At 72.9% G+C, this 21563-nt stretch carries 16 protein-coding genes; 4 read left to right on the top strand and 12 right to left on the bottom strand.

Annotated elements, in window-relative coordinates:
• Nucleotides 1–10: 10 nt before the first annotated feature.
• Nucleotides 11–421, top strand: a complete 411-nt coding sequence (paaI, locus tag ACIQF6_RS02060) for a hydroxyphenylacetyl-CoA thioesterase PaaI (RefSeq protein ID WP_400888951.1) — start codon at nt 11–13, stop codon at nt 419–421.
• Nucleotides 422–480: 59 nt separating this feature from the next.
• A complete protein-coding gene (locus ACIQF6_RS02065; protein ID WP_400888953.1) occupies nt 481–4290 on the top strand; it encodes a molybdopterin-dependent oxidoreductase in 3810 nt (1269 codons plus the stop codon).
• A gap of 48 nt (nt 4291–4338) precedes the next feature.
• Here the strand turns inward: ACIQF6_RS02065 and ACIQF6_RS02070 are convergent, their stop codons facing one another.
• Together ACIQF6_RS02070 and ACIQF6_RS02075 are read right to left on the bottom strand one after the other, a co-directional pair.
• The gene (locus ACIQF6_RS02070; protein ID WP_400888956.1) at nt 4339–5199 is read right to left on the bottom strand and encodes an ABC transporter permease; all 861 of its coding nucleotides are present in this window, start codon (nt 5197–5199) and stop codon (nt 4339–4341) included.
• A complete protein-coding gene (locus tag ACIQF6_RS02075) occupies nt 5196–6107 on the bottom strand; it encodes an ABC transporter ATP-binding protein (protein WP_400888958.1) in 912 nt (303 codons plus the stop codon). Before ACIQF6_RS02075 ends, ACIQF6_RS02070 begins: the two co-directional genes overlap by 4 nt.
• Before the next feature lie 133 nt (nt 6108–6240).
• Here ACIQF6_RS02075 and ACIQF6_RS02080 point away from each other — a divergent pair, with 133 nt between their 5' ends.
• Both ACIQF6_RS02080 and ACIQF6_RS02085 read left to right on the top strand, forming a co-directional pair.
• Nucleotides 6241–7440: a sensor histidine kinase gene (locus tag ACIQF6_RS02080; protein WP_400888961.1), complete on the top strand. Its 1200-nt coding sequence runs from the start codon at nt 6241–6243 to the stop codon at nt 7438–7440.
• Nucleotides 7437–8102, top strand: coding sequence for a response regulator (locus ACIQF6_RS02085; RefSeq protein ID WP_400888963.1), 666 nt, complete (start codon nt 7437–7439; stop codon nt 8100–8102). Before ACIQF6_RS02080 ends, ACIQF6_RS02085 begins: the two co-directional genes overlap by 4 nt.
• Before the next feature lie 131 nt (nt 8103–8233).
• Here ACIQF6_RS02085 and ACIQF6_RS02090 read toward each other — a convergent pair whose 3' ends face one another.
• From ACIQF6_RS02090 to ACIQF6_RS02135, 10 genes are all read right to left on the bottom strand, one after another.
• Nucleotides 8234–9490: a phenylacetate--CoA ligase family protein gene (locus ACIQF6_RS02090; protein WP_400888966.1), complete on the bottom strand. Its 1257-nt coding sequence runs from the start codon at nt 9488–9490 to the stop codon at nt 8234–8236.
• 16 nt (nt 9491–9506) lie between these two features.
• Nucleotides 9507–10346: an SDR family NAD(P)-dependent oxidoreductase gene (locus ACIQF6_RS02095; RefSeq protein ID WP_400888968.1), complete on the bottom strand. Its 840-nt coding sequence runs from the start codon at nt 10344–10346 to the stop codon at nt 9507–9509.
• Nucleotides 10343–11626 (bottom strand): MFS transporter, encoded by a 1284-nt coding sequence (locus ACIQF6_RS02100; protein ID WP_400888971.1) that lies wholly within the window; start codon nt 11624–11626, stop codon nt 10343–10345. The genes ACIQF6_RS02095 and ACIQF6_RS02100 overlap by 4 nt, the downstream gene beginning before the upstream one ends.
• Nucleotides 11623–12843 (bottom strand): phenylacetate--CoA ligase family protein, encoded by a 1221-nt coding sequence (locus ACIQF6_RS02105; protein WP_400888973.1) that lies wholly within the window; start codon nt 12841–12843, stop codon nt 11623–11625. Before ACIQF6_RS02105 ends, ACIQF6_RS02100 begins: the two co-directional genes overlap by 4 nt.
• Nucleotides 12840–13832 (bottom strand): RimK family alpha-L-glutamate ligase, encoded by a 993-nt coding sequence (locus tag ACIQF6_RS02110; RefSeq protein ID WP_400888976.1) that lies wholly within the window; start codon nt 13830–13832, stop codon nt 12840–12842. The genes ACIQF6_RS02105 and ACIQF6_RS02110 overlap by 4 nt, the downstream gene beginning before the upstream one ends.
• On the bottom strand, nt 13829–15259 hold the full coding sequence (locus ACIQF6_RS02115; RefSeq protein WP_400888979.1) for a KamA family radical SAM protein: 1431 nt from the start codon (nt 15257–15259) through the stop codon (nt 13829–13831). Before ACIQF6_RS02115 ends, ACIQF6_RS02110 begins: the two co-directional genes overlap by 4 nt.
• A complete protein-coding gene (locus ACIQF6_RS02120) occupies nt 15259–16971 on the bottom strand; it encodes a class I adenylate-forming enzyme family protein (protein ID WP_400888982.1) in 1713 nt (570 codons plus the stop codon). The genes ACIQF6_RS02115 and ACIQF6_RS02120 overlap by 1 nt, the downstream gene beginning before the upstream one ends.
• Before the next feature lie 134 nt (nt 16972–17105).
• Nucleotides 17106–18572: a flavin monoamine oxidase family protein gene (locus tag ACIQF6_RS02125; protein ID WP_400888985.1), complete on the bottom strand. Its 1467-nt coding sequence runs from the start codon at nt 18570–18572 to the stop codon at nt 17106–17108.
• Nucleotides 18569–18871 (bottom strand): phosphopantetheine-binding protein, encoded by a 303-nt coding sequence (locus ACIQF6_RS02130; protein ID WP_400888987.1) that lies wholly within the window; start codon nt 18869–18871, stop codon nt 18569–18571. Before ACIQF6_RS02130 ends, ACIQF6_RS02125 begins: the two co-directional genes overlap by 4 nt.
• A 315-nt stretch (nt 18872–19186) precedes the next feature.
• Entirely contained in the window at nt 19187–20746 is a 1560-nt protein-coding gene (locus ACIQF6_RS02135) for an AMP-binding protein (RefSeq protein WP_400888990.1), read from the bottom strand.
• Between the last annotated feature and the right edge of the window lie 817 nt (nt 20747–21563).

Here is a 21563-nt window from a genome sequence, read left to right on the forward strand (position 1 = left end):
GGAAGCAGTGATGGGGAGTTCACGGATCGACGCGCTGTACGAGCGCGACCGGGCCTGTCAGGGCGCGGGGATCGTGCTCGACGAGGTGACCGGCGGGCGGGCGGTGGCCCGGATGAAGGTCACCGCGGAGATGGCCAATGCGCACGGCATCGGCCACGGCGGCTACGTGTTCCTGCTGGCCGACGCCGCGTTCTCCTACGCCTGCAACAGCTACGGCCCGGTCGCGCTCGCCCAGGGCGCGCAGGTCACTTTCCTCGCCCCCGCGCAGATCGGCGACGAACTGGTCGCCGAGGCGACCGAGCGCACCCGCTCCGGGCGGCAGGGCGTCTACGACGTCACCGTCCGCACCACCGCCGGCGCCGTGGTGGCCGAGTTCCGCGGCCAGAGCATCCTGGTCGCCGGAGTGCCGCACAGCGCCTGACCGGCCGGCTCGGCACCGCGCGGCCGGTTCGGGTTCGACGCGCACTCGGAAAGGTTTCCGTGAACGGACAGGCCGGACAACGGCCCCAGGACGCGGACCGGCCGTCGGGCCCGGTCCGGACGGTCTGCGGCTACTGCGGAGTCGGCTGCGGCCTGCTGCTCGACCTCGCGACCGCCCCCGACGGCACCCGCACCGTCCGGCGGACCACCGGCGACCCCCAGCACCCGGCCAACCGGGGCCGGTTGTGCACCAAGGGCGCCACCACCGGCGACCTGCTGGCCGCCCCCGGACGCCTCACCACCGCCCTGGTGCGTCCCTCCCGCGGCGGGCCGCCGATCCCGGTCCCGGCCGCCGAGGCGATCGCCGACACCGCCCGCCGGCTGCGCGCCGTCCTGGACGAGCACGGCCCTGACGCGATCGCCTTCTACGTCTCCGGGCAACTCGGCCTGGAGGCCCAGTACCTGGCCAACAAGCTCGCCAAGGGCTTCGTGCGGACCAACCGCATCGAGTCCAACTCCCGGCTGTGCATGGCCGGCGCCGCCACCGGCTACAAGCTGTCGCTCGGCGCGGACGGCCCGCCCGGCTCCTACGACGACCTCGACCTGGCCGATGTGTTCCTGGCGATCGGCTCCAACGCGGCCGACTGCCATCCGGTGCTGTTCCTGCGGATGATGGACCGGGTCAAGGCCGGCGCCAAGCTGATCGTGGTCGACCCGCGTCGCACCGCCACCGCCGCCAAGGCCGACCTGTTCCTGCAGATCGCCCCCGGCACCGACCTCGCCCTGCTGAACGGCCTGCTGCACCTTCTGCACCGGGCCGGCCGGACCGACCCCGAGTTCATCTCCCGGCACACCGAAGGCTGGGAGGCGATGCTCCCGCTGCTCGACGAGTACCCGCCGGACCGGGTCGCCCGGATCACCGGCCTGGCCGAGCCGGACCTGCACCGGGCCGCCGAACTCATCGGCGAAGCAAGGGAGTTCACCAGCCTGTGGACGATGGGCCTGAACCAGTCCACGCACGGCACCTGGAACACCAACGCGTTGGTCAACCTGCACCTCGCCACCGGCGCCGTCTGCCGGCCCGGCAGCGGTCCGCTCTCCCTCACCGGCCAGCCCAACGCGATGGGCGGCCGCGAAATGGGCTACATGGGCCCGGGGTTGCCCGGCCAGCGCACCGTACTCTCCTCCGCCGACCGGGAGTTCACCGAGCGCCTGTGGAAGCTGCCGCCCGGCACCCTGCGGGCGGACGGCGTCGGCACCGGAACGGTGGACATGTTCCGGCGGATGGCCGACGGCGAGATCAAGGCCTGCTGGATCATCTGCACCAACCCGGTCGCCACCGTCGGCAACCGGCGCACCGTCATCGACGCCCTCTCGCGGGCCGAACTCGTCATCACCCAGGACGTGTTCGCCGAGACCGAGACCAACGCGTATGCGGACGTGGTGCTGCCGGCCGCCCTGTGGACCGAGAGCGAGGGCGTCCTGGTCAGCAGCGAACGCACCCTCACCCTGGCGCGGCCGGCCGTCGCCCCGCCCGGCGAGGCCCTGCCCGACTGGCGGATCATCGCCGAGGTCGCGCAGGCGATGGGATTCTCGGACGGCTTCCGGTACGAGAGCGCGGAACAGGTCTTCGACGAGCTCCGCAGGGCCCACAACCCCGTCACCGGCTGGGACTTGCGCGGCATCGACTACCCGCGGCTGCGCGACACCCCCGTCCAGTGGCCCGCCGCCGAACCCGCCGGCCCCGCCCGCAACCCGATCCGCTACCTCCGGCCCGACGGCACCCCGCGCTTCCCCACCCCCTCCGGCCGCGCGATCTTCCACCCCCGCCCCCACCTGGACCCGGCCGAACTCCCGGACGACACCTACCCGTTCGTCCTCAACACCGGCCGCCTGCCGCACCAGTGGCACACCCTGACCAAGACCGCCAAGGTCGCCAAGCTGCTCCGCCTCGACCCGTCGCCGTTCGTGGAACTCCACCCGGCGGACGCGGCGGAGCTGGGGATCGCCGAGGGCGACCGGGTCGAAGTCGCCTCCCGGCGCGGCCGGGCCGTCCTCCCGGCCAGCGTCACCGACCGGGTCCGGCCGGGGAACTGCTTCGCGCCGTTCCACTGGAACGACCTGTTCGGCGCGGACCTCTGCATCAACGCCGTCACCTCCGACGCGACCGATCCGCTCTCGCAGCAGCTCGAACTCAAGTACTGCGCCGTCGCGTTGACCAGGGTCGAGGCGGCGGCCGAGACCTCCCGGGCGGACCGCACGGCCGACGGCGGGGCACCGCCGCAGGCCCTTGTGCTCTGGGCCTCCCAGACCGGCACGGCCGAGGAGTTCGCCGCCGCCGTCGCCGCCCACCTGGCCGCCGAGGGGCGGACCGCCGAGCTGCGCGCCCTGGCGGACACCGATCCCGCCGAACTCCCCCCGGACACCGACCTGTTGTTCGTCACCTCCACCTACGGCGACGGCGACGCCCCCGACAACGGCGCGGCGTTCTGGGACGCGCTCAGCGCCGACACGGCCGCCCGGCTGGACGGTCGCCGCTTCGCGGTGCTCGCGTTCGGCGACCCCCACTACCCCGACTTCTGCGGCCACGGCCGCCGCCTGGACGCCCGCCTCGCCGAACTCGGCGCCCGCCGGCTGGCCGCGCGGGTCGACTGTGCGCCGGACGACGACACAGCCGTCCCCGCCTGGCTGGACGCCGTCTTCCGCCGAACGGCCGCCGGCCAGGGCCGAACGCCCGCCGGCCAGGGCCGAACGCCCGCCGCGTCCGTCCCCGCGCGTCGTCGCGACTTCGCAGCGGCCCGGCTGGTCGGCAACCGCCTGCTGAGCGGCCCGGGTTCGGGGAAGGAGGTGCGCCGCTTCACCTTCGACCTCGGCGAGCCGCTGGACTACTCCGTCGGCGACGCGCTCACCGTGCAGCCCGTCAACTCGCCGGAACTGGTGGGGGAGTGGCTGTCGTTCGTCGGCGACAGCTCCGCGGTGACCCTCCCCGGCCGCGGCCCGATCCCGTTCCGCGAGGCGCTCACCGCACACCTCGACATCACCCGGGTCGGCCCGGCGCTGCTCCGGTTCTGCGCCGACCGCACCGGCCGCGGCCGCGCGCTCCTGGCGGACCCGGACGCGCTGTCCCGGTGGAGTCGGGGTCGGCAAGCGATCGACGTGGCACGGGAGTTCGGCGTCCGGGCGAGCGCCCGGGAGTGGGCGGAGGCGTTCGGGCGGCTGACGCCCCGCCAGTACTCGATCTGCTCCAGCCCGCTCACCGACCCCCGGCTGGTCTCGCTGACCGTCTCGGTGGTCCGCTGGGCGAGCGTCGACGGCCGCCGGCGGGGCGGGGTCTGCTCCACCCACCTCGCGGACGCCGAACCCGGTGTCACCGTCCCCGTCCGCCTCCGCCGCGCCCCGCACTTCCGGCCGCCGGCCGACCCCGCCACCCCGGCCGTCATGATCGGCCCGGGCACCGGCGTCGCACCGTTCCTCGGCTTCCTGGACGACCGCCGGGCCCGCGGCCACACCGCCCCCAACTGGCTGTTCTTCGGCGCGCAGCACCGCGCCACCGACTTCTACTACCGCGAAGAGCTCACCGCCCACCTGGCCGACGGCACCCTCACCCGCCTCGACACGGCCTTCTCCCGCGACCAGCCCGCCAAGACCTACGTCCAGCACCGCCTGCGCGAACAGGGCCGCCGCCTCTGGTCCTGGCTCCAGGACGGCGCCCACCTGTACGTCTGCGGCGACGCCACCCGCATGGCCGCCGCCGTCGACCGGGCCCTCCACGAAATCGTCGCCGCCCACGGCGGCCTCACACCCGAGGAGGCCGCCGTCCACGTGAAGCAGCTCGCCGCCGACAAGCGGTACGTCCGCGACGTCTACTGAGCGCGCACCCGCCCCGGGCAGGGAGCCGGCGGCTCCCCGGCGCGGGCGTCAGACGTCGCGGCGGGCGCCGAAGAACAGCGTGACCAGGACGCCGCCCAGCGCCCAGGCGAGATAGACCCACCACTCGCCGGCCGGTTCGGCCGGGAACTCCAAATGCGGATTGACCGGCGCCCCGATCAGGTCGTGCAGCACCTGCCAGGCGCGGAACGGCGTCGCGTGGTACAGGCAGGCCGACCAATGGTGGTTCTGGCTCAGGAAGTTGGGGATCAGCAGCAGCACGGTGACGGTGGCGACGACGGTGGCCACGCTGTGCCGGATCAGCGCCGCGAGGCCGAGACCGGTCAGCGCGCAGACCGGCGGCAGCAGGGCGGACGCCAACAGGGCCTGCCAGATGCCCGGTTCGGCAATGGAGATGCCGGCGTGCTTGTTGGACAGGACGGCCTGCGAGACGAAGAAGGACGCCCCGGTCGCCACCGCGCCGAACACGGTCATCACCAGCGTCAGCACCAGGATCTTCGCGCAGAGCAGCGCCCGCCGGGCCGGCACCGCCGCGAAGGTGGTGCGGATCTGTCCGGTCGCGTACTCGCTCACCAAGGACACCGCGCCCAGGCTGCCGGCGATCAACAGAGTGGCGATGCACGCGTTGTTGGTGAACGACGAGGCCAGCGCACCGCCGGGGACGAACCACGCCCGCTGCTCGTCGCTGAAGTGCGCCCAGTCGTTCACGTCGGCGATCGCCGCGTTGGCGTTGAGGAAGACCAGGCCGAGCAGGCCGAGGACCAGCCCCCAGCGGATCGACCGGAGCGAGAGGAGTTTGAACCACTCGCCCAGCAGCAGGTCACGGAACCGGGCCCGCGGTTCGTCGACCGTGAGCGGCGCGGGCGGGGCGACGGAGGTGAGCGCGGTCATCGGGAGTCTCCTGCGAGGTATTCGACGCTGTCGGCGGTGAGTTCCATGAACGCCGACTCCAACGAGGCCGCACTGGTGGTGAGTTCGCGCAGCCGATGGCCGTGCCGGTGCGCCAGGTCGCCGATCGTGTCGGCGTCCAGGCCCGTCACCACCAGGCGCTCGTCCCCGTCCGGCCGCACCTGCGCGCCCGCGGCGGTCAGCACGGCGGCCAGCGCGTCCGCGTCCGGTGTGCGGACGGTGACACTGCTGCGCCGGCCGCGGGCGGCGAACGCGGCCAGCGGCTCGTCGGCGATCAGCCGGCCGCGGCCGACCACCACCAAGTGGTCGGCGGTGTGCTCCATTTCGCTCATCAGATGGCTGGAGACGAACACCGTGCGCCCCTCGGCGGCCAGCCGCCGGAACAGGCCGCGCACCCAGCGCACCCCCTCCGGGTCGAGCCCGTTCAGCGGCTCGTCGAACAGCAGCACCGGCGGATCGCCGAGCAGCGCGGCCGCGATGCCCAGCCGCTGCTTCATACCGAGCGAGTAGCCGCCGATCCGCCGCCGCGCCGCCCCGGCGAGACCGACCTCCCCCAGCACCTCGTCCACCCGCCGCAGCGGGATCGCGTTGGTCCGGGCCAGCACCCCGAGATGCGCGGCCGCGCTGCGGCCGCCGTGCACGTCGGAGGCGTCCAGCAGCGCGCCGACGTGCCGCAGACCGCGCGGATGGTCGCGGAAGCGGCGCCCCTGGACGGTGACGGTGCCACCGGTGGGCTCGTTCAACCCGATGATCATGCGGAGCGTGGTGCTCTTGCCGGCCCCGTTCGGCCCGAGGAAACCGGTGACGCAGCCCGGGCGGACGGTGAAGGTCAGGCCGTCGACGGCGACAGTGCGGCCGTAGCGCTTGGTGAGTTCGTTGACTTCGATCACGGCAACCACCGTTCCGTGACCGACCGTCATCCCGCGTCGGCCTGCCACCGACACTGTCTCCGGCCGGTGTCTTCCCCGGTTGTACGTCCCCGGTCCGACGCGTCGCCCGCGCGCGGCTGACTACGATCACCCCATGCCCGTGAACTCGCCCTCCCTGCTCAGACGCGTTTCGCCCGGCGGCTGGGCGGCGGCCGCCTGGACGGCGGGCCTCGCGTACTCCTTCGTGGTGCTGGTCCGGCTGCCGGGCGAGTCGCGGGGCAACTTCTACCGCGGCCTGCTGCTGGCGGACGGCAACCAGATCTGGCTGGCCGTCTGCGCCGCGGTCTCGCTCACCGGCTGCGTCCTGCTGCGCCGCAGGCCGCTGACCGCCCTCGGGCTGCTGCTGGCCGGCGCGGTGTGCGGGGCGTGCGCGATGCACTCCACCGCGATCGACGTCCCGCTGATCCTCGGCCCGGACGTGGCGCTCTGGTACGTCGCCGCGACCCTGCCCCGCCGGCAGGTGGTGCTCGGCTCCGGCCTGGCCGCGCTGGTCCTGGTCGGCTACCCGGTCGCGCGGGTGCTCGCGGGTTTCATCATCGGCACCTCCACCGCGCTGGCCGTCCTGCTGAGCGCCGCCGTCGCCGTGCTGCTCGGCAACTCCGCGGGGGAGTCCCGCCGGCATGCGGCCGAGCTGGGCGAGAACGCCGCCGCGCGCGCCGTCGCGGGTGAACGGCTGCGGATCGCACGGGAGTTGCACGACATGGTCGCGCACAGCATCGGCATCGTCGCCCTCCAGGCGGGCGCGGCCCGACTCGTCCTCACCACCCAGCCGGAGGCCGCCCGCGACGCACTCGGCCAGATCGAGACCGCCAGCCGCGAAACCCTCTCCGGCCTGCGCCGGATGCTGGTCGCGCTGCGCGCCGCCGAGGACGACCCGTCCGGGCAGCCGCCGCTCACCCCCGCCCCCGGCCTCGCCGACCTCGACCGCCTCGCCGCCTCCACCACCGCCGCGGGCGTCGCCGTCGACCTTCGCCTGAACGGCCCGTCCCGCCCGCTGCCGCCCGAGGTCGACCTCGCCGCCTACCGGGTCGTCCAGGAAGCCGTGGCCAACGTGGTCCGCCACGCCGGCGCCCGCTCCTGCCGGGTGACCGTCTCCCACGCGGAGTCCGAGGTGTCCATCGAAGTCCTCGACAGCGGCGGCCTGCGTGCCACCCAACCCGGCGGTGCGGGCTTCGGCCTGCTCGGCATGAAGGAACGCGTCGCCCTGCTGCACGGCTCGTTCACCGCAGGCCCCCGCCCGACCGGCGGCTTCCGCGTCGCCGCCACCCTGCCACTGCCGGCCGGTGCCCGATGACCGTGCGGATCCTCCTCGTCGACGACCAACCGCTCATCCGCGCCGCCCTCTCCATGGTGGTCAAGGACGCCCCCGACCTGGAGATCGTCGGCGAGGCCGGCACCGGCGACGAAGCCGTCCGGCTGGCCCTCGACCTGACCCCCGACGTCATCGTGATGGACATCCGGATGCCGGGCATGGACGGCATCGAGGCCACCCGCCGGATCACCTCGGGCCCCTCCACCGCCCACGTCCTCGTCCTGACCACCTTCGACGACGACGACTACGTCTACGGCGCCCTGCGCGCCGGCGCGTCCGGCTTCCTGGTCAAGGACATGGCGCTGGAAGACATCCTCGCCGCCATCCGCGTGGTCGCCACCGGCGACGCCCTGATCGCCCCCCGCGTCACCCGCCGCCTGATCGCCGACCTCACCTCCCGCCCCGCGCCCGGCAGTTCAGCACCGCCCCGCGCCCTCACCGGCGTCATCACCGAACGCGAACAGGAAGTCCTCACCCTGATCGGCCGCGGCCTCTCCAACACCGAGGTCGCCGAAGACCTCCACCTCAGCATCACCACCGTCAAGACCTACGTCACCCGCCTGCTCTCCAAACTGGACGCCCGCGACCGCGTCCACCTGGTGATCCTCGCCTACGAGGCAGGCCTGGTGACGCCGTCCCGCTGACCCGCCGGCCGGCCCGGCCCCTCCTGGTCCGACAGCCACGGACCGACCCGCCCCGACGCACGTGCCCGGGCCCCGTCCTCGATCTGCGCGGACGGGGCCCGGGTCTATTGCCGTGGGCCGTGGGTCGTGGGTCAGTGGGCGGGGCGTTCGTCGATGACCTGTTGGAGTTTGCCGGTGCGGGGGTTGGTGGCGAGGTCGGCGCGGGGGACCCATTCGATCTGGAGGGGGTGGATGGCGCCGATGGCGGTTTCGTCGGCGTAGGTGGGGCGGGCGGCGAGGACGGCCTGGCGGAGGGTCTCGGTGAGGGCGGGCGGGGGCGGGGTGGTGTGGCCGAGGCGGATGATCAGGCCGTCGCGGCCCGCCCAGCGGCGCTGGACGAGCTGCATGCCGGTGATGTGGTTGTCGGGGTCGTGGGCGAGCAGGACGTCGCGGACCTGCTCGGTGGGCATGGAGACGATGCCGACCCGGGCGCCCTCGGTGGAGCGGCCGAGCAGGCGGAAGCGGCGGCAGTCGGCGTCGATCCATTCGGCGCGGTCGCCCGCGGGGTAGCGGAGGATCGGGACCAGGGTGCGGAACAGGTTGGTGACGACGACCCGGCCGGGGACGCCGGGTTCGGTGATGGGTTCGCCGGTGGCGTCGTCGATCAGCTCGACCACGGTGCGGTTCGGGAAGGCCTCGTGGACGCGCAGGTCGTCCCCGGCGGGGACGGGGCCGGCGACCAGACCGGCGTCCACGGAGGCGTAGCCGATGGAGGACAGGGCGGCGTTCGGGAAGGCCGAACGGAGCAGCGGGCGAAGGTCGTTGAAGAGGATGTCGCCGCCGAACAGGATCAGTTCGACCTGCGGGGCGGGCCGGTCCTGCTTGAGCAGGGTCTCGGCGACGGCGGAGAGTTTCATGGGCTCGCCGGCCAGCACGTCCGCGCCGAAGCCGTGGATCACGTCGGCGACGTACTCGTCGGGCGCGGTGGCGATCGGCAGCCGGACGTTGTCGATCGGCGCGTGCTGGAGGGCGTACTCGATGAAGAGGAAGCCGCTGTAGAACTCGCCGGCCCGGAACAGGTTGGCGACCCGCCAACCGGGTTTGAGGCCGGCGTTGACCAGGCCGGCGCCGAACGCGGTGACGGAGTCGACGTGTTCCTCGCGGGTCCAGGGGGAGAACTTGGGCGCGCCGGTGGTGCCGCCGGACTTGTAGACGCAGGCGTCGGTGAGCGGGCCGGTGAGCAGTTGGTTGTCGGGCCAGGCGTTGGCGGCCCAGAACGCGACCTGGTCGATGACGGGCAGGTCGGTCAGCGAGGTGACGGTGGCGGGCACGTCGCGGTAGAGATCGGCGTAGAACGGCGAGTTGCGCCGGGCGTGGTCGACGAGCGCCTGAAGTGGCTTGGCGGGCATGGCGGTTGCTCCAAGGTCACGGGGTGGGGGTGAGGCCGATCCAGTCGTGGGCGAGCCGCTGGACGGTGCGGCCGTCGCGGTCGGCGAGCTTCGCGGAGAGGTACTCGGCGGCCCACGCGTTGGTGGTGATGCGGAACGGCGGCCGGTCCTCGGCGAGCGCGCGCACCACCGCGTCGGCGACCTCCGCGGCGGGCTGCGCGGCGTTCGCCCAGCTCCGGCCGAGCCGGTCGACGTACGCGCCGAAGGTGTCCGCGTACGGGCCCGAAGCGGCCTGCACGGTCCGGCGGTTGACGTCCGGGAAGTGGCCGAACTGGGTGTCGGGGACGTAGCCGGGCACCACCACCGAGACGTGCACGCCGTGCGCGGCGGCGACCGGGGCGAGCGCCTCCATGAAGCCCTCGACGGCGAACTTGGCCGCGCAGTACGCCTCGTTGAAGGGCTGGCCGACCACGCCGTGCACGCTGCCGATGGTGAGCAGCTGGCCCCCGGAGGCGCGCAGCAGCGGCATCGCGGCGCGCGAAACGGCCACCGTGCCGAAGAAGTTGACCTCCAGGTTGGCCCGCAGCGCGGTCGAGGTGGACATCTCCAGCGTCGGGTCGAAGTTGGAGATCCCGGCGTTGTTGACCACCGCGTCGAGCCGGGGGAGGGCGGCGAAGCAGGAGGTGATGGACTCCTCGTCGGTGACGTCGAGCCGGCGGACGAGCGCTTCGGGTGCGGCGGCCCGCAGGGCGTCGGTGCGGTCGAGGTCGCGCACGGTGGCGATCACCGTCCAGCCGGCCCGGCTCGCGGCCGCCGCGGTGGCCAGCCCGATGCCGGACGAGCAGCCGGTGATCAGAACGGTCCGACGATCCGTCATGCCAGGGTCTCCACAACCTCGGTGACGCTGTCGGCGGCCTTCGGCAGGTCGGCGTCCATCCGGGCCTGGATGGCGAGCGCGGGCAGGAAGGAGCAGGCGGCGAGCAGGGTGCCGCCGACCATCGTCCAGCGGGCCGCGTCCAGGATGCCGAGCGGGCCGGTGAGCAGCGACACGGCGAGGCCGCCGACCAGGGCGGCGAGCGGGATGACGCCCCAGGTGGCGGTGCGGAACGCGGCGTGCATGACGCCCTGGTGCTGCGCGGACATCCGGGACTGCCGGGCGGGCGCGGAGCACACGTTGATGCAGGACATGAAGAAGCCGTAGCAGCCCATGGTGACGGCGATGACCGGCCCGGCGGGCAGCGCGGGGGCGGCGAGCACGCCGAGGCCGACCAGGCAGTGCAGCAGCAGTGCCCAGGCCAGGGTCCGTCCGATGCCGAGCCGGCCGCTGATCTTCGGGGCGACGATCGCGCCGATCAGCGCGCCGACCGCGCCCGCGGACATCGCCGCGCCGAACACGCCGACGGTGACGTGGAGTCCCCGGTAGGCGAACACCGGCAGCACGGTGACGAAGATCGGCCCTCCGGAGTTGAGGGTGACGGCGGCCAGTACCACCCGGCGCAGCACCGGGTCCTGCCAGTTCAGTCGGAAGCCGAGGGTGAGGCGCTGCCACACCGAGCCCTGGGCGACGGTGCGTTCGCCCCAGGGCCGCATCCAGCGGAAGCAGGCCGCGGAGACCAGGTAGCTGGCGGCGTCGACCAGCAGCGAGGCGGCGCCGAGTGCGCTGTACAGGGCGGCGGCGATGGACGGGCCCGCGACCTCGGCGACCGAGCCGCTGCCCTCCAGCCGGGAGTAGGCGCGTACCAGGTGCGGCTGGTCCACCACGGCGGGCACCGCGACCAGGTAGCCGACGTTGAAGAAGATGGTCGCGCCGGAGACCGCCGCGACGCAGCAGAACAGCAGCGGCGTGGAGAGGAAGTCCAGCCAGTAGGCGACCGGGATGACGCCGACGGCCACCAGCCGGACCAGGTCGCAGACCAGCAGGGTGATCCGCTTGTCCCAGCGGTCCACCAGCACGCCCGCGATCGGGCCGAGCAGCGGAATGCCCAGGTACTGGGCCATCGCGACGATGCCGACCTGGAACGCGGAGGCGTGCAGGACGAAGATCATCAGGGTGGGGACGACGAACACCGTCACCCGGTCGCCGACGTTCGAGACCGACTTGCCGACGAAGAACAGGTTGAAGGCCCGGCCCAGTTGCTCGGGTGCGCGCAGTTTCACAGTGCCTCCCGGACCACGAAGCCCGCGGTCTTCCCGGTGCGGTCGTTGCCGATCAGTGCGTCCACCGTGCGGACCTGGACGTGCTCCGGGTCGTGGACGAAGGCGGTGCTCAACGTGAAGGTGGCGGACAGCAGTTCACGCCGCAGTGCGGCCGTGTCGATCTCCGCGCCGGCCGTGGTGAGCAGCAGCACTTCCACCTGCTGGGCCCGGCCGCCCTGCTCGGTGATCACCACCTGGCCGCGGGTGACGCCCGGTTCGCGTTCCACCCGGGCCAGCAGCTCGTCCACGTGCAGGCCGAGGCCGCGCACCTGCACCACGTTGTCGCGGCGGCCCAGCACCCGCATCGCCGGACCCGGACGGCCGCACGGGCAGTCGGTCAACTCGCCCGCGTCACCGGTGCGGTAGCGCAGCACCGGGTTGAGCATCGCCGGGTCGAGCGAGGTGAAGTCGAGCAGCCCGCCGTCGCCGACGTGCACCAGCTGGTGCGGGAAGGTGTGGAAGGTGTCGGCCGGGCAGTCGGGCGAGTTGGAGCCCACCACCCAGGTCTCGGTGGAGCCGAACATGCCGTGCCGGCGGGCCTTCGGCGCGACCACCGCCAAGTCCTCCTCCAGCTGCGGCTGCCAGGCCTCGCCGAGCCACAACACCTTGCGTAACGAAGGGAGTTCGATTCCGGCGGCACGGGCGTGGGCGAACCACAGCCGCAGCACGCTCGGGGTGCCGCCGATCGCGGTGACCTTCCGGTCGGCGAGGAAGCCCAGCCACTCCGGGTACTCCTCGCGGGTCACCGACCCCAGTGCGATCACCCGGCAGCCGGACAGGTCGGCCAGGCCCGCCGCCAGGAAGTGCGCGCCCCACATCCGGCCCGCCCCCCAGGCGTTGACGAAGATGTCGTCGCGGTCCAGCGGCTGCCAGTGCTCGAACACCTTCGCCATGTAGAAGCCGGTCGGCGCGTACCCGACCTTCGGCGCGCCGGTCGAACCGCCGCTCTGGAACAGCCAGGTGGCGCCCTGCTCGGCAGCCGGATCCAGGTGGGCGAGCGCCGTGTTCAGGTCGTCCTTCGCCAGCGGCGGCAGCTCCGCCAGCTCCGCCAGCGTGCTGGGCGGCGCGACGTCCGTGTACCGGTCCCCGAACTCCGGTACGGTGCACAGCAGTTCGAGAGTCCGGCGGGCCACCGCCAGGCCGTCGCCGGCCTGCGCGTCGGTCAGTGAGAAGCTCATCGGCCCGCACCCCCGAGGAACGCCGCGTGCGCGTCGCGGTAGGCCGCGAACCGGGCCCGGGTGACGTCCCGTTGGACCGAACGGTCCGGGTCGTCGAAGTCCGGGGCGATCACCCCGTCCGGCTCCAGCTCGGAGAACCAGAACCGCTCTCCGTCGTGCAGGAAGTCCACGCAGAAGAACGGGATCGGCAGCTTCTTCGCGAAGTACGCCGTGGCCTCGGCGAGTTCCGCCGGAATCTCGCAGAACTCCATCGACCCGCCACGGCTGGCGTTCGCCACCGGCGACCCCGCCTCCGGGGTGCGCCGCAGCACCGCGTACGGCTTCCCGTCGATCACGTACACCCGGTAGTCGGCCGTGCCGTCCCCCAGGTACGGCTGCGCCACCAGCGTGGTGTCACCGCCCTGGGCGAGGCTGGCCAGGCCGCGCACGTCCTCCGCCGAGCGGGCCAGGCAGATCCCGCCGCCGCCGCACCAGCCGGCCGGCTTCACGATCGCCGGGAACGTCAACTCGCCCAGCGCCACCTCGTACTGGTGCTTGGACACGTCCCGGCCCGAGCCGATCCGCACCGACGGGATCGGCGGCACCGGCGAGTCCGCCAGGAACAGCATGGTCGCCAACTTGTCGTTGCCCAGCAGCGACACCTGCGCCGGGAACGGCAGGTAGAACCCGGCCTGCTCCAGCACCGTGCACAGCGCCAGCTGGTTGAACACGTCCATCGACTGGTACGGCAGCGAGTACAGCGCCGTGATGAACAGGGTGTCCTCGGGCGTGACCAATCGGTCGTCCACGTACACCAGCGGCCGGGCCGGGTCGGTGCCGTCCACCGTCACCGCCTCCGGGGCGTGCCGGGACCACTCCATGCCCATCCCGGCGGCGACCTCCGCGAACATGTCCCAGAAGTAGTGCTTCCACATCGCCCCCGACCGGGTCGACTCCCGGTCCGGAAAGATCCAGCACATTCGGCGCAACGGCGCCGCCGCCTCGCTCACTTGCCCTCCAACAGGCCCAGAAGTTCCGGAAGTTGTGCACCCTCGCCGCGTTCCAGCTGCTCCGCCCACCAGGCGCGGCCGGCGGCCGGCAGGGTGTCCACCGGATCCACGTACGGATACCGGCGGCTCAACGGCGGCTCCTCGCCCGGCCCTTCGGCCGAACGCAGCTCAACTGCGGTGCGATAGTTCTTCGTCCAGTACGAGATGCCGCGCTCCCGGTCGTAGTCGACCGCCTGGTGCACCCAGCGCTTGCCGACGTGCGGCACGTCCGCGACCATGCGCGGCGTCGCGTAGCCCGGCAGGTAGCCGAGGATCGCCTCCTGGAGGCGCTGCGCCTCGGACAGCGGCAGCCGCCAGTGCTCGGCGTTCGGGATCACGTCGCACAGGTAGAAGTAGTACGGCAGGATGTTCGCCTCGCCCTGGAGGGCGAAGCACAGGTCGAGCAGCGCCGCCGGGGTGGCGTTCACCCCGCGCATCAGCACGCCCTGGTTGCGGACGTCCCGCACACCCGCGTCCAGCAGCCCCCGCGCCGCCTCGGCGACCAGGGGCGTCACCGAGGCCGCGTGGTTGGCGTGGGTGTGCACCGCCAGGTTGACCGACCGGCGGGCGGCCAGCCGGGCCACCCGCTCCACGCCCGCCAGCACCTTCGGCTGCAGCCAGTGCTGCGGCAGGCCGACCACCGACTTGCTGGCCAACCGGATGTCGCGCACCGAACCGAGCTCCAGCAGCCGCAGCAGGAACGACTCCAGACGCGGCCACGGCACGTTCGCCAGATCGCCGCCCGACACCACCACGTCCCGCACCGACGGGGTGCGCTTGAGGTAGTCGAGCATCTGCTCCTCGCGGTCCGCGGGCCGCAGCACCAGCCGGGCCTTGACCACCTGCGGCGTGGACCGGCCCACGAGGTCCATCCGGGTGCAGTGCCCGCAGTACTGCGGGCAGGTGGACAGCAACTCGGCCAGCACCTTGGTCGGGTAGCGGTGCGTCAGGCCCTCCACCGCCCACATCTCGCTCTCGTGCAGCGAGTCCCGCGCCGCCAGCGGATGGCTGGGCCACTGCGGATGCCGGTCCGAGCGCACCGGCAGCATGTACCGCCGCACCGGGTCGGCCAGGAACGCCGCGGTGAACGCCGCCGGCTCCAGCGGGGCGTCCGCCGCCATGGTGTTCAGCATGTGCGGCGGCAGCAGGATCGACATGGTCGCGAACTCGGCCTGGTCGGCGGCCAGTTCAGCATAGAACTGATCGGTCAGCAGCGGCCCGAACAGTGCCCGCAACTGCCGCTCGTTCTGCACGCAGTGCGCCCGCTGCCACTGCGCGTCCCGCCACTGCGCCGCCGACACCTCCCGCCAGCCCGGCAGCCGCCGCCAGTCCGGCTCGACCAGCTCCCGCCGCACGTACTGGTACGGCTGATGCACCTGCCGGTCCATCAGGGACGCGCCGAGGGCGACGCCGCGGACAGCAGGCCGGCGTGCCGGGTGCGCAGCTCCCGCTTCAGCACCTTGCCGGTCGGACCGAGCGGGAACTCGTCGTCACCGGCGGCCACCCGGAGCGCCGCCAGCTCCGCGAGCCCGGCCTTCGCCAGCTCCGCGTTGGCCGCCTCCAGCAGCCCGTCCGCACTCGCCCCGTCCTGGAGCCGCACCACCGCGACCGGCCGCTGCCCGCCGTCCGGGTGCGGAACACCCACCACCGAGCAGTCCTGCACCTGCTCGGCGCAGTCGGCGAGCAGCACCTCCTCCAACGGCAGGCTGTACACCGGGCCGTCCAAGGTGTCGATCACGTCCACCGTCCGGTCCAGGTGGTAGAACCGCCCCTCGCCGTCCCGGTACGCCACATCGCCGGTCAGCCAGTACCCGCCCTGCCGGAACGACTGCGTCAGCCGCTCGTTGTTCCAGTACCCGGGCGTGATCGACGGCGCCTTCACCGCCAGCAGCCCCACCGTGCCGTCCGGGACCTCCACGCCGTCCTCGTCCAGCACCGCCGCCCGCTCGACCACCTCGGACGGCTTGCCCACACAGCGGTCGGCGCGCTCCGTCTCCGGCGACGTCACCTGCCCGAACAGCGCCATGCCCATCTCCGACGACCCCAGGCCGTCCACGAACTGCGAACCCGGCAACGCCGGCTGCTCGGCCCGCTCCTGCGGCAGCAGCCACGGCCGGATCAGTCCCGCCGGCCGCTCGCCGAGCCCGACCAGCCGCCGGATGTGCCCGTAGTGCGCGCTGTCGCCCGTGTTGAACCACGAGTGCACCTTCGCCGCACCCGCCGTCGGCAGCTCACCCGTCGCCAACTCCACGAACGTACGCGGGAACGACGCCACCATGGTCGGCCGGAACGCCTCCATCACCGGCTCCACGGTCGCCCGCCGCCAGTCCGACATCACCACCGTCGGCAGACCCAGCAGCGTCGCCGTCAGGAAGTAACTCAGGCCCCCCGCATGGGTGTGCGGCATCAGCGACATCAGCCGGTCGGACTGCTCCGCCGGGAACCGCACCATCCGCGGCTGCTTGCCCTCCCAGAACTGCCGGTGCGCCAGGATCGTCGACTTCGGTGTGCCCGTCGTCCCCGAGGAGTGGATCAGCGCCACCACGTCCTCGGCCGCGTGCCGGTACGGATACCCCTCCGGCAGCGGCGCCGACGCCGCGTCGAACGCCTGCACCTCGGCCGTCAACGACAGGAAACGCGGCCGCAGTTGCGGCTCCTTCCGGTACGCCGACGCCAGCCGGGTGGTGTCGTCCGCGACCACCCCCAGCACACCCACATGGCTCAGGTAGCGCACCATCACGTCGTGCCGCATCGCATCGTTCACCAGCGCCGGCACCGCACCCAGCGCGGTCAGCGCGAAGAAGTGCAGCAGCGGTTCCAGACCTTCGGCGATCACCACGCCCACCGGGTCGCCCGGCCGCACGCCGTTCGCGTGGTACCAGGCCGCGTACCGGTCGCGCAGCGCCACCAGATCCAGCAGGCTGTGCCCACGCAGCGCCACCTGCCCCCGGTGGTCCAGCCGGTGGCTGAACGCGAACGGCACCGCACGGTGCGGATTCGCCTCGACCGCCCGGTCGAGGAAGTTGCCCGCACCCAACGTCGGGTCGGACATGAACCGCTCTCTGACGGCAAGCGGCGCGATGGATGTCTGATCGCTCATGGCGGTCTCCGGTCTCTCCGGTCTTCCGAAGCAGGACTCGACGCCCGGGCGCGTCCTCGTGGGGCGCGCGCCGGGCCGGGGGAAAAGGTCCGACTCTGTGCTCCGACGTCCCGGCCCGGGACGTCGAACGTGCCCTACTCGCCGAGCAGATCGGCGACAGCGCGGCGACCCGAACGGATCGCTCCCTCCAGCAGGCCGAAGAACTCGGTGCTGGTCTCGGTGCCCGCGAAGTGCACCCGGCCGTGCGGCGCGGTCAGCGCCGGCCCGAGCACCGACCAGTCGCCGGGCCCGAACAGCGCCGCGTAACAGCCCCTGCTCCACGGCTCGTTGACCCAGTCGGTGACATGGAAGGCGATCGGCTCCGGCAGCATCGGAAACAGCCGCGACGCCTGCGCGACCGCCGCCGCGCGCTGCTCCTCGGGCGGCAGAGCGGCGAAGCGGTGTGCCTCCGCGCCCGTGACGAACCCGGTCAGCACACCCGGCGACCCCTCCGGCGGGGTGTCGTCCACAGTGGACAGCAGCGGACCCGCCGCGTTCACCGACCACCCCGACAGGCCGTGCGCCCGCCAGACCGGCTCCGGGAACACCAGGTTCAGCTTCACCGCGCAGCCGCGCTCGGTCCTCGACGCCGCCCGCGGGGCCGGCAGTACGGGACGGAACTCGATCGCGTCCGCGAGCAGCGGCGGCACCGCGACGACCACCGCATCCGCCCGGTAACTCCCCTCGGGCGTACGGACAACGGCCTCCCGATCGGTCTGCTCGACGGAGAGCACCGGCTCCTCCGTATGCAGCACCCCGCCCCGGTCCAGCAGCTGCCTGGTCAGCCGCTCGCACAGCCGGTGCGCGCCGCCCGCCACCCGGTCCTGCTGCGCGCCGCCCTCGAAGGCGTTCAGATAGCGCAGCCCGCCGCCCGACCGCAGGTAGAACGCCATGTGCAGGACCGAGATCCGGGCCGGATCGGCCGCCATCATCTCGCCCAGGAACAGCGGGAAGAACAACTTCGCGTCCGGATGCGACAGTTGCTGCTCCGCCCAGTCGGCCACCGTCATGGCGTCCAGCCGCTCGGCGTCGGGCGAGAGCCACGGCGCGTCCGGGCGGACCGCCGCCGTCAACTCCTCCAACTGCTCGAACAGATCGCCCAGCGCGACGGCGCTCAGCGGCGGGAACCGCCCGTCGCGGGTCGCGGCGGCGTCGTCCGACCCGTCCGACCCGTCCGGCCCGTTCGACCCGTCCGGCCCGGCCGTGGCGAGCGCGAAGCGGCTGGCGCCCGCCATCACGGTCGGCGTGGTCTTCAAGTCGCAGGCGGCGAGCAGGGCGTGGAGCTCGGTGTGCCGGTCGCCCAGGTAGGCCGCGCCCGCGTCGATCCACCGCCCCGGTGCCACCTCGATGCCGAGCGTGCGCCCGCCGACCCGGCCCCGGGCCTCCAGCACGGTCACGCACACACCACGGTCGGCCAGCTCGACGGCCGCCGTCAGCCCCGCCGGACCGGCACCGACCACGATCACCGAACGCGGAGGTGTGCCGGGGGAGTTCGCGCCGCCAAGGGCATTCGCGGCGCCGGGGGCGTTCGCCGCGCTCGGGGAGTTCGCCGGGCCGGTCACCGGGCGGCCGCGATTCTGTCCGCCGCGACGGTGCCGGTGGCGGCGATGCGGGCGGCCAGGCCGGCCGGAGTGGGGTCGGCGAGGAAGTCCTCGAAGGTCAGCTCCACGCCGTACTGGCGGGCGACGGCGCTGAGCACCCGGGTGGCGATCAGCGAATCGCCGCCCAGCAGAAAGAAGTTGCCGTCGGCCGCGACGTCGTCCAGCTCCAGTACCCGGCGGAACACTGCCGCGAGCGCCTCCACCGGGACGGATACGAGTGTGGGCGCGGCGGGTGCGGTGACGGGCATGTCGAGGCTCATCGGGGTCTCCTTCGACCGGTGCGGGGTGCGCGTGGTCTGGCGGATGCCAGCGGGGTCAGCGGTGCTTGGTGTGCGGTGCTGCGCAGTGCTGTGCGGTGCGGCGCGGTGTGGTGCAGCGCGGTGCGTGGTGTGTGCTGCTGTGCGTGGCGCGTGGTGCGTGGTGCATGGTGCGCGAAACGTGGTGCGGCGGGCGGGCGCGCGATTGCGCGCGGAGTGCTGCGGCTCTGGTTGTACGTGAACTGACGAGTCGTCAGATGTGCGGACGGTTCGATGCCCGAACGGGGGGTGGCAGTGGTGGTGGTGCGCGGGACGGTCTCAGCGTGGGGCGGCGCTGTGCAGGCGGTGCGAGGCGGCGCGGTCGACTTTGCCGCTGGCGGTGCGGACCAGGTCCGGCACCACGGTGATCCGGCTCGGGACGAGGTGCCCGGGCAGCCGTTCCCGCAGGTAGAGCAGGAGTTCGGCGGCAAGCGCGGGGTCGGGCCCGCCGGCCCGCGGGACGACGTACGCGACCAGGGCGGCCCGCCCGGCCAGCGTGGTGGCGGTGACGGCCGCCGCGCCCACACCCGGGTGGGCGCCGATCCCGGCCTCCACCTCCGCAGGGTCGACCCGGATGCCGCGGATCTTGACCTCGTGGTCCAGCCGTCCGAGCGGGCTCAGCACCCCGTCCTGACCGCGGGCCGCCCGGTCACCCGTCCGGAACCAGCGCTGCCCGTCACGGACCACGAACCGTTCGGCCGTGACCTCCGGAAGCCCCGGGTAGCCGGTCGCGAGGGCGGGCCCGCCGATCAGCAACTCGCCGTCGGACGCCAGTAGTTCGGCCACGTGGGGGAGCGCGCGTCCGATCGGTGCGCGCTCGGCCGGCTCCCAGTGGCGGCCCGGCTCCGGGGCTCGCGGGCCGAGCAGGTCGACGGCGTGCGTGATCAGGGTGGTCTCGGTGCAGCCGTAGGTGTTCAGCAGTCGGATCCGCGAACTGCCCGCCAACCGGCTCCAGTCGGCCAGCCTGGCTGGGTTGGCGGCCTCACCGCCGATCACCACGAGCCGTATGCAGTCCGGGAGTTCGGAACCGAATCCGGTCCCGATCCCGCGTTCGTGTTCGTGTTCGGCTTCGGCTTCGGTGAGGTGCAGGACCAGCTCGTGCCAGAACGCCGTGGGCAGGTCGAGCACGGTGATGCCGCGCCGTTCGACCATCCGCAACAGCCGGGGGAACGACGCCGAGTGCGCGTCCGGGTCGAACACCAGCCGGCCGCCGGCCGTCAGCGTCGGCAGGATCTCCTCGAAGCAGGTGTCCCAGTTCAGCGAGGCGAACTGCAACACCCGGTCGTCCGGCCCGAGTTCGAACAGCTCCCGGAGTGAGGCGACGGAGGCCGAGATCGCCCGGCGCGGGGTCTGCACCGGCTTCGGCCGACCCGTGGACCCCGAGGTGAACAGCACGTACGCGGGGTCGTCGGGCGTGACGGCGGTCGCGGTGTACCGGGCGGCCGAGTCGTCCGCCAACTCGACGTGGGATAAGCCGAGTTGGTCGGCGTGTGCGCCCGCTCCGCGGCCGACCAGCAGTCGGCAGCCGGCCGTTTCGGCCATCTGTCGCTGCCGCTCCACCGGGAAGCCCGGGTCGAGCGGGACGTACGTGCCGCCTGCCGTCAGAATGCCCAGCAACGCCACCACGGTCTCCGGGTGGTGCGTGGCCGGCACCGCGACCGGGCCCGGCCGGTCGCCCAGTCGATCGGCCAACCGCTGGGTGGAGAACGCGAGTTGCTGGTAGCTGAGAGTGTGCTCGGGGGACTCGATCGCGGCTCGCTCGGGCCACCGGAGAACGGTGTCCGCGAACGCATCCAACAGGTCGGAACCCGATCTGTTGATGCCACCGTTCTTTGACATGCGCGCTCCAAGATAAATGCCCAGAGGTGCCCGTCCGTGCTTCGGCGAACCGGGACTCTACCTCTCGCCATCCGGCCCCACAATGGTTGTTGGGGCGATTTCCCAAGCGGTCTGTGAGTGAACTGTGAACCCCCCGCGCCCACGCCTTGATCACGTTCCGTGATCAAGCTCTTCAGCTGGGGCACTCTGTCGCATGGTCCGCCGCGGGGCCCGTTCGAGCCCTGGTCCAGTCCACGCCCGGAGGGTTCGCCGGCGGTCGGACGGCAGGGTGGTGCGCTGTCCAAGAATGCGTCCGGATCGGCAGTTGGCGTTACCGAATGGGCTCTCTTTGTCTCCGAACGGATCGGGGTCCGTCGGCGGTTGGTCGTATCGAACCGAGAATGGAAAGCGATTACCTGCCGCCGTCGTGACTGTCGTCAATTCGCCCGCCGTGCGGGGCCGTCGGCCGGTCCGGATTGACCGCCGATCGACAGCGGAGCGTGATCGTGCAAAGGTTCGGTGAGGCGACGTGCGTTCGAGGTGGCGGCCAGGTGCGGTCCTTCCCGGCGGGGCCCCGACGGACGGGCGGGAACTCTGGGCGAGTCCGGGCCGAGCGCGTGCGGTGCGTGCGGCACGCGTGGTTGTCGGGAGGGCAGGGGCCGTCCGGCGCAAAGGGGGCGTCGTTCGGGCGGGCGGGCCACCGGGCGCAACCGTGCAAGCAGCCTGCGGAATTCGACGGTCGAGGACGACGGTGCGTCGCGTACGACGTTGTCCGGATTCATGGCGGACCGCGGCCGATTGTCCCGCTGCCGGCCGGGCCGGCGCCGACGCTGACGAG

The sequence above is a fragment of the Kitasatospora sp. NPDC092948 genome (assembly GCF_044754805.1).
Classification (GTDB): domain Bacteria; phylum Actinomycetota; class Actinomycetes; order Streptomycetales; family Streptomycetaceae; genus Kitasatospora.

What these genes read in the sequence shown, in the direction of transcription:
- ACIQF6_RS02070 (WP_400888956.1), bottom strand. Translation starts at nt 5,199, where the DNA reads ATGACCGCGCTCACCTCCGTCGCCCCGCCCGCGCCGCTCACGGTCGAC.
- ACIQF6_RS02115 (WP_400888979.1), bottom strand. Translation starts at nt 15,259, where the DNA reads ATGGACCGGCAGGTGCATCAGCCGTACCAGTACGTGCGGCGGGAGCTG.
- paaI (WP_400888951.1), top strand. Translation starts at nt 11, where the DNA reads ATGGGGAGTTCACGGATCGACGCGCTGTACGAGCGCGACCGGGCCTGT.
- ACIQF6_RS02080 (WP_400888961.1), top strand. Translation starts at nt 6,241, where the DNA reads ATGCCCGTGAACTCGCCCTCCCTGCTCAGACGCGTTTCGCCCGGCGGC.
- ACIQF6_RS02090 (WP_400888966.1), bottom strand. Translation starts at nt 9,490, where the DNA reads ATGCCCGCCAAGCCACTTCAGGCGCTCGTCGACCACGCCCGGCGCAAC.
- ACIQF6_RS02130 (WP_400888987.1), bottom strand. Translation starts at nt 18,871, where the DNA reads ATGAGCCTCGACATGCCCGTCACCGCACCCGCCGCGCCCACACTCGTA.
- ACIQF6_RS02135 (WP_400888990.1), bottom strand. Translation starts at nt 20,746, where the DNA reads ATGTCAAAGAACGGTGGCATCAACAGATCGGGTTCCGACCTGTTGGAT.
- ACIQF6_RS02105 (WP_400888973.1), bottom strand. Translation starts at nt 12,843, where the DNA reads ATGAGCTTCTCACTGACCGACGCGCAGGCCGGCGACGGCCTGGCGGTG.
- ACIQF6_RS02120 (WP_400888982.1), bottom strand. Translation starts at nt 16,971, where the DNA reads ATGAGCGATCAGACATCCATCGCGCCGCTTGCCGTCAGAGAGCGGTTC.
- ACIQF6_RS02085 (WP_400888963.1), top strand. Translation starts at nt 7,437, where the DNA reads ATGACCGTGCGGATCCTCCTCGTCGACGACCAACCGCTCATCCGCGCC.
- ACIQF6_RS02095 (WP_400888968.1), bottom strand. Translation starts at nt 10,346, where the DNA reads ATGACGGATCGTCGGACCGTTCTGATCACCGGCTGCTCGTCCGGCATC.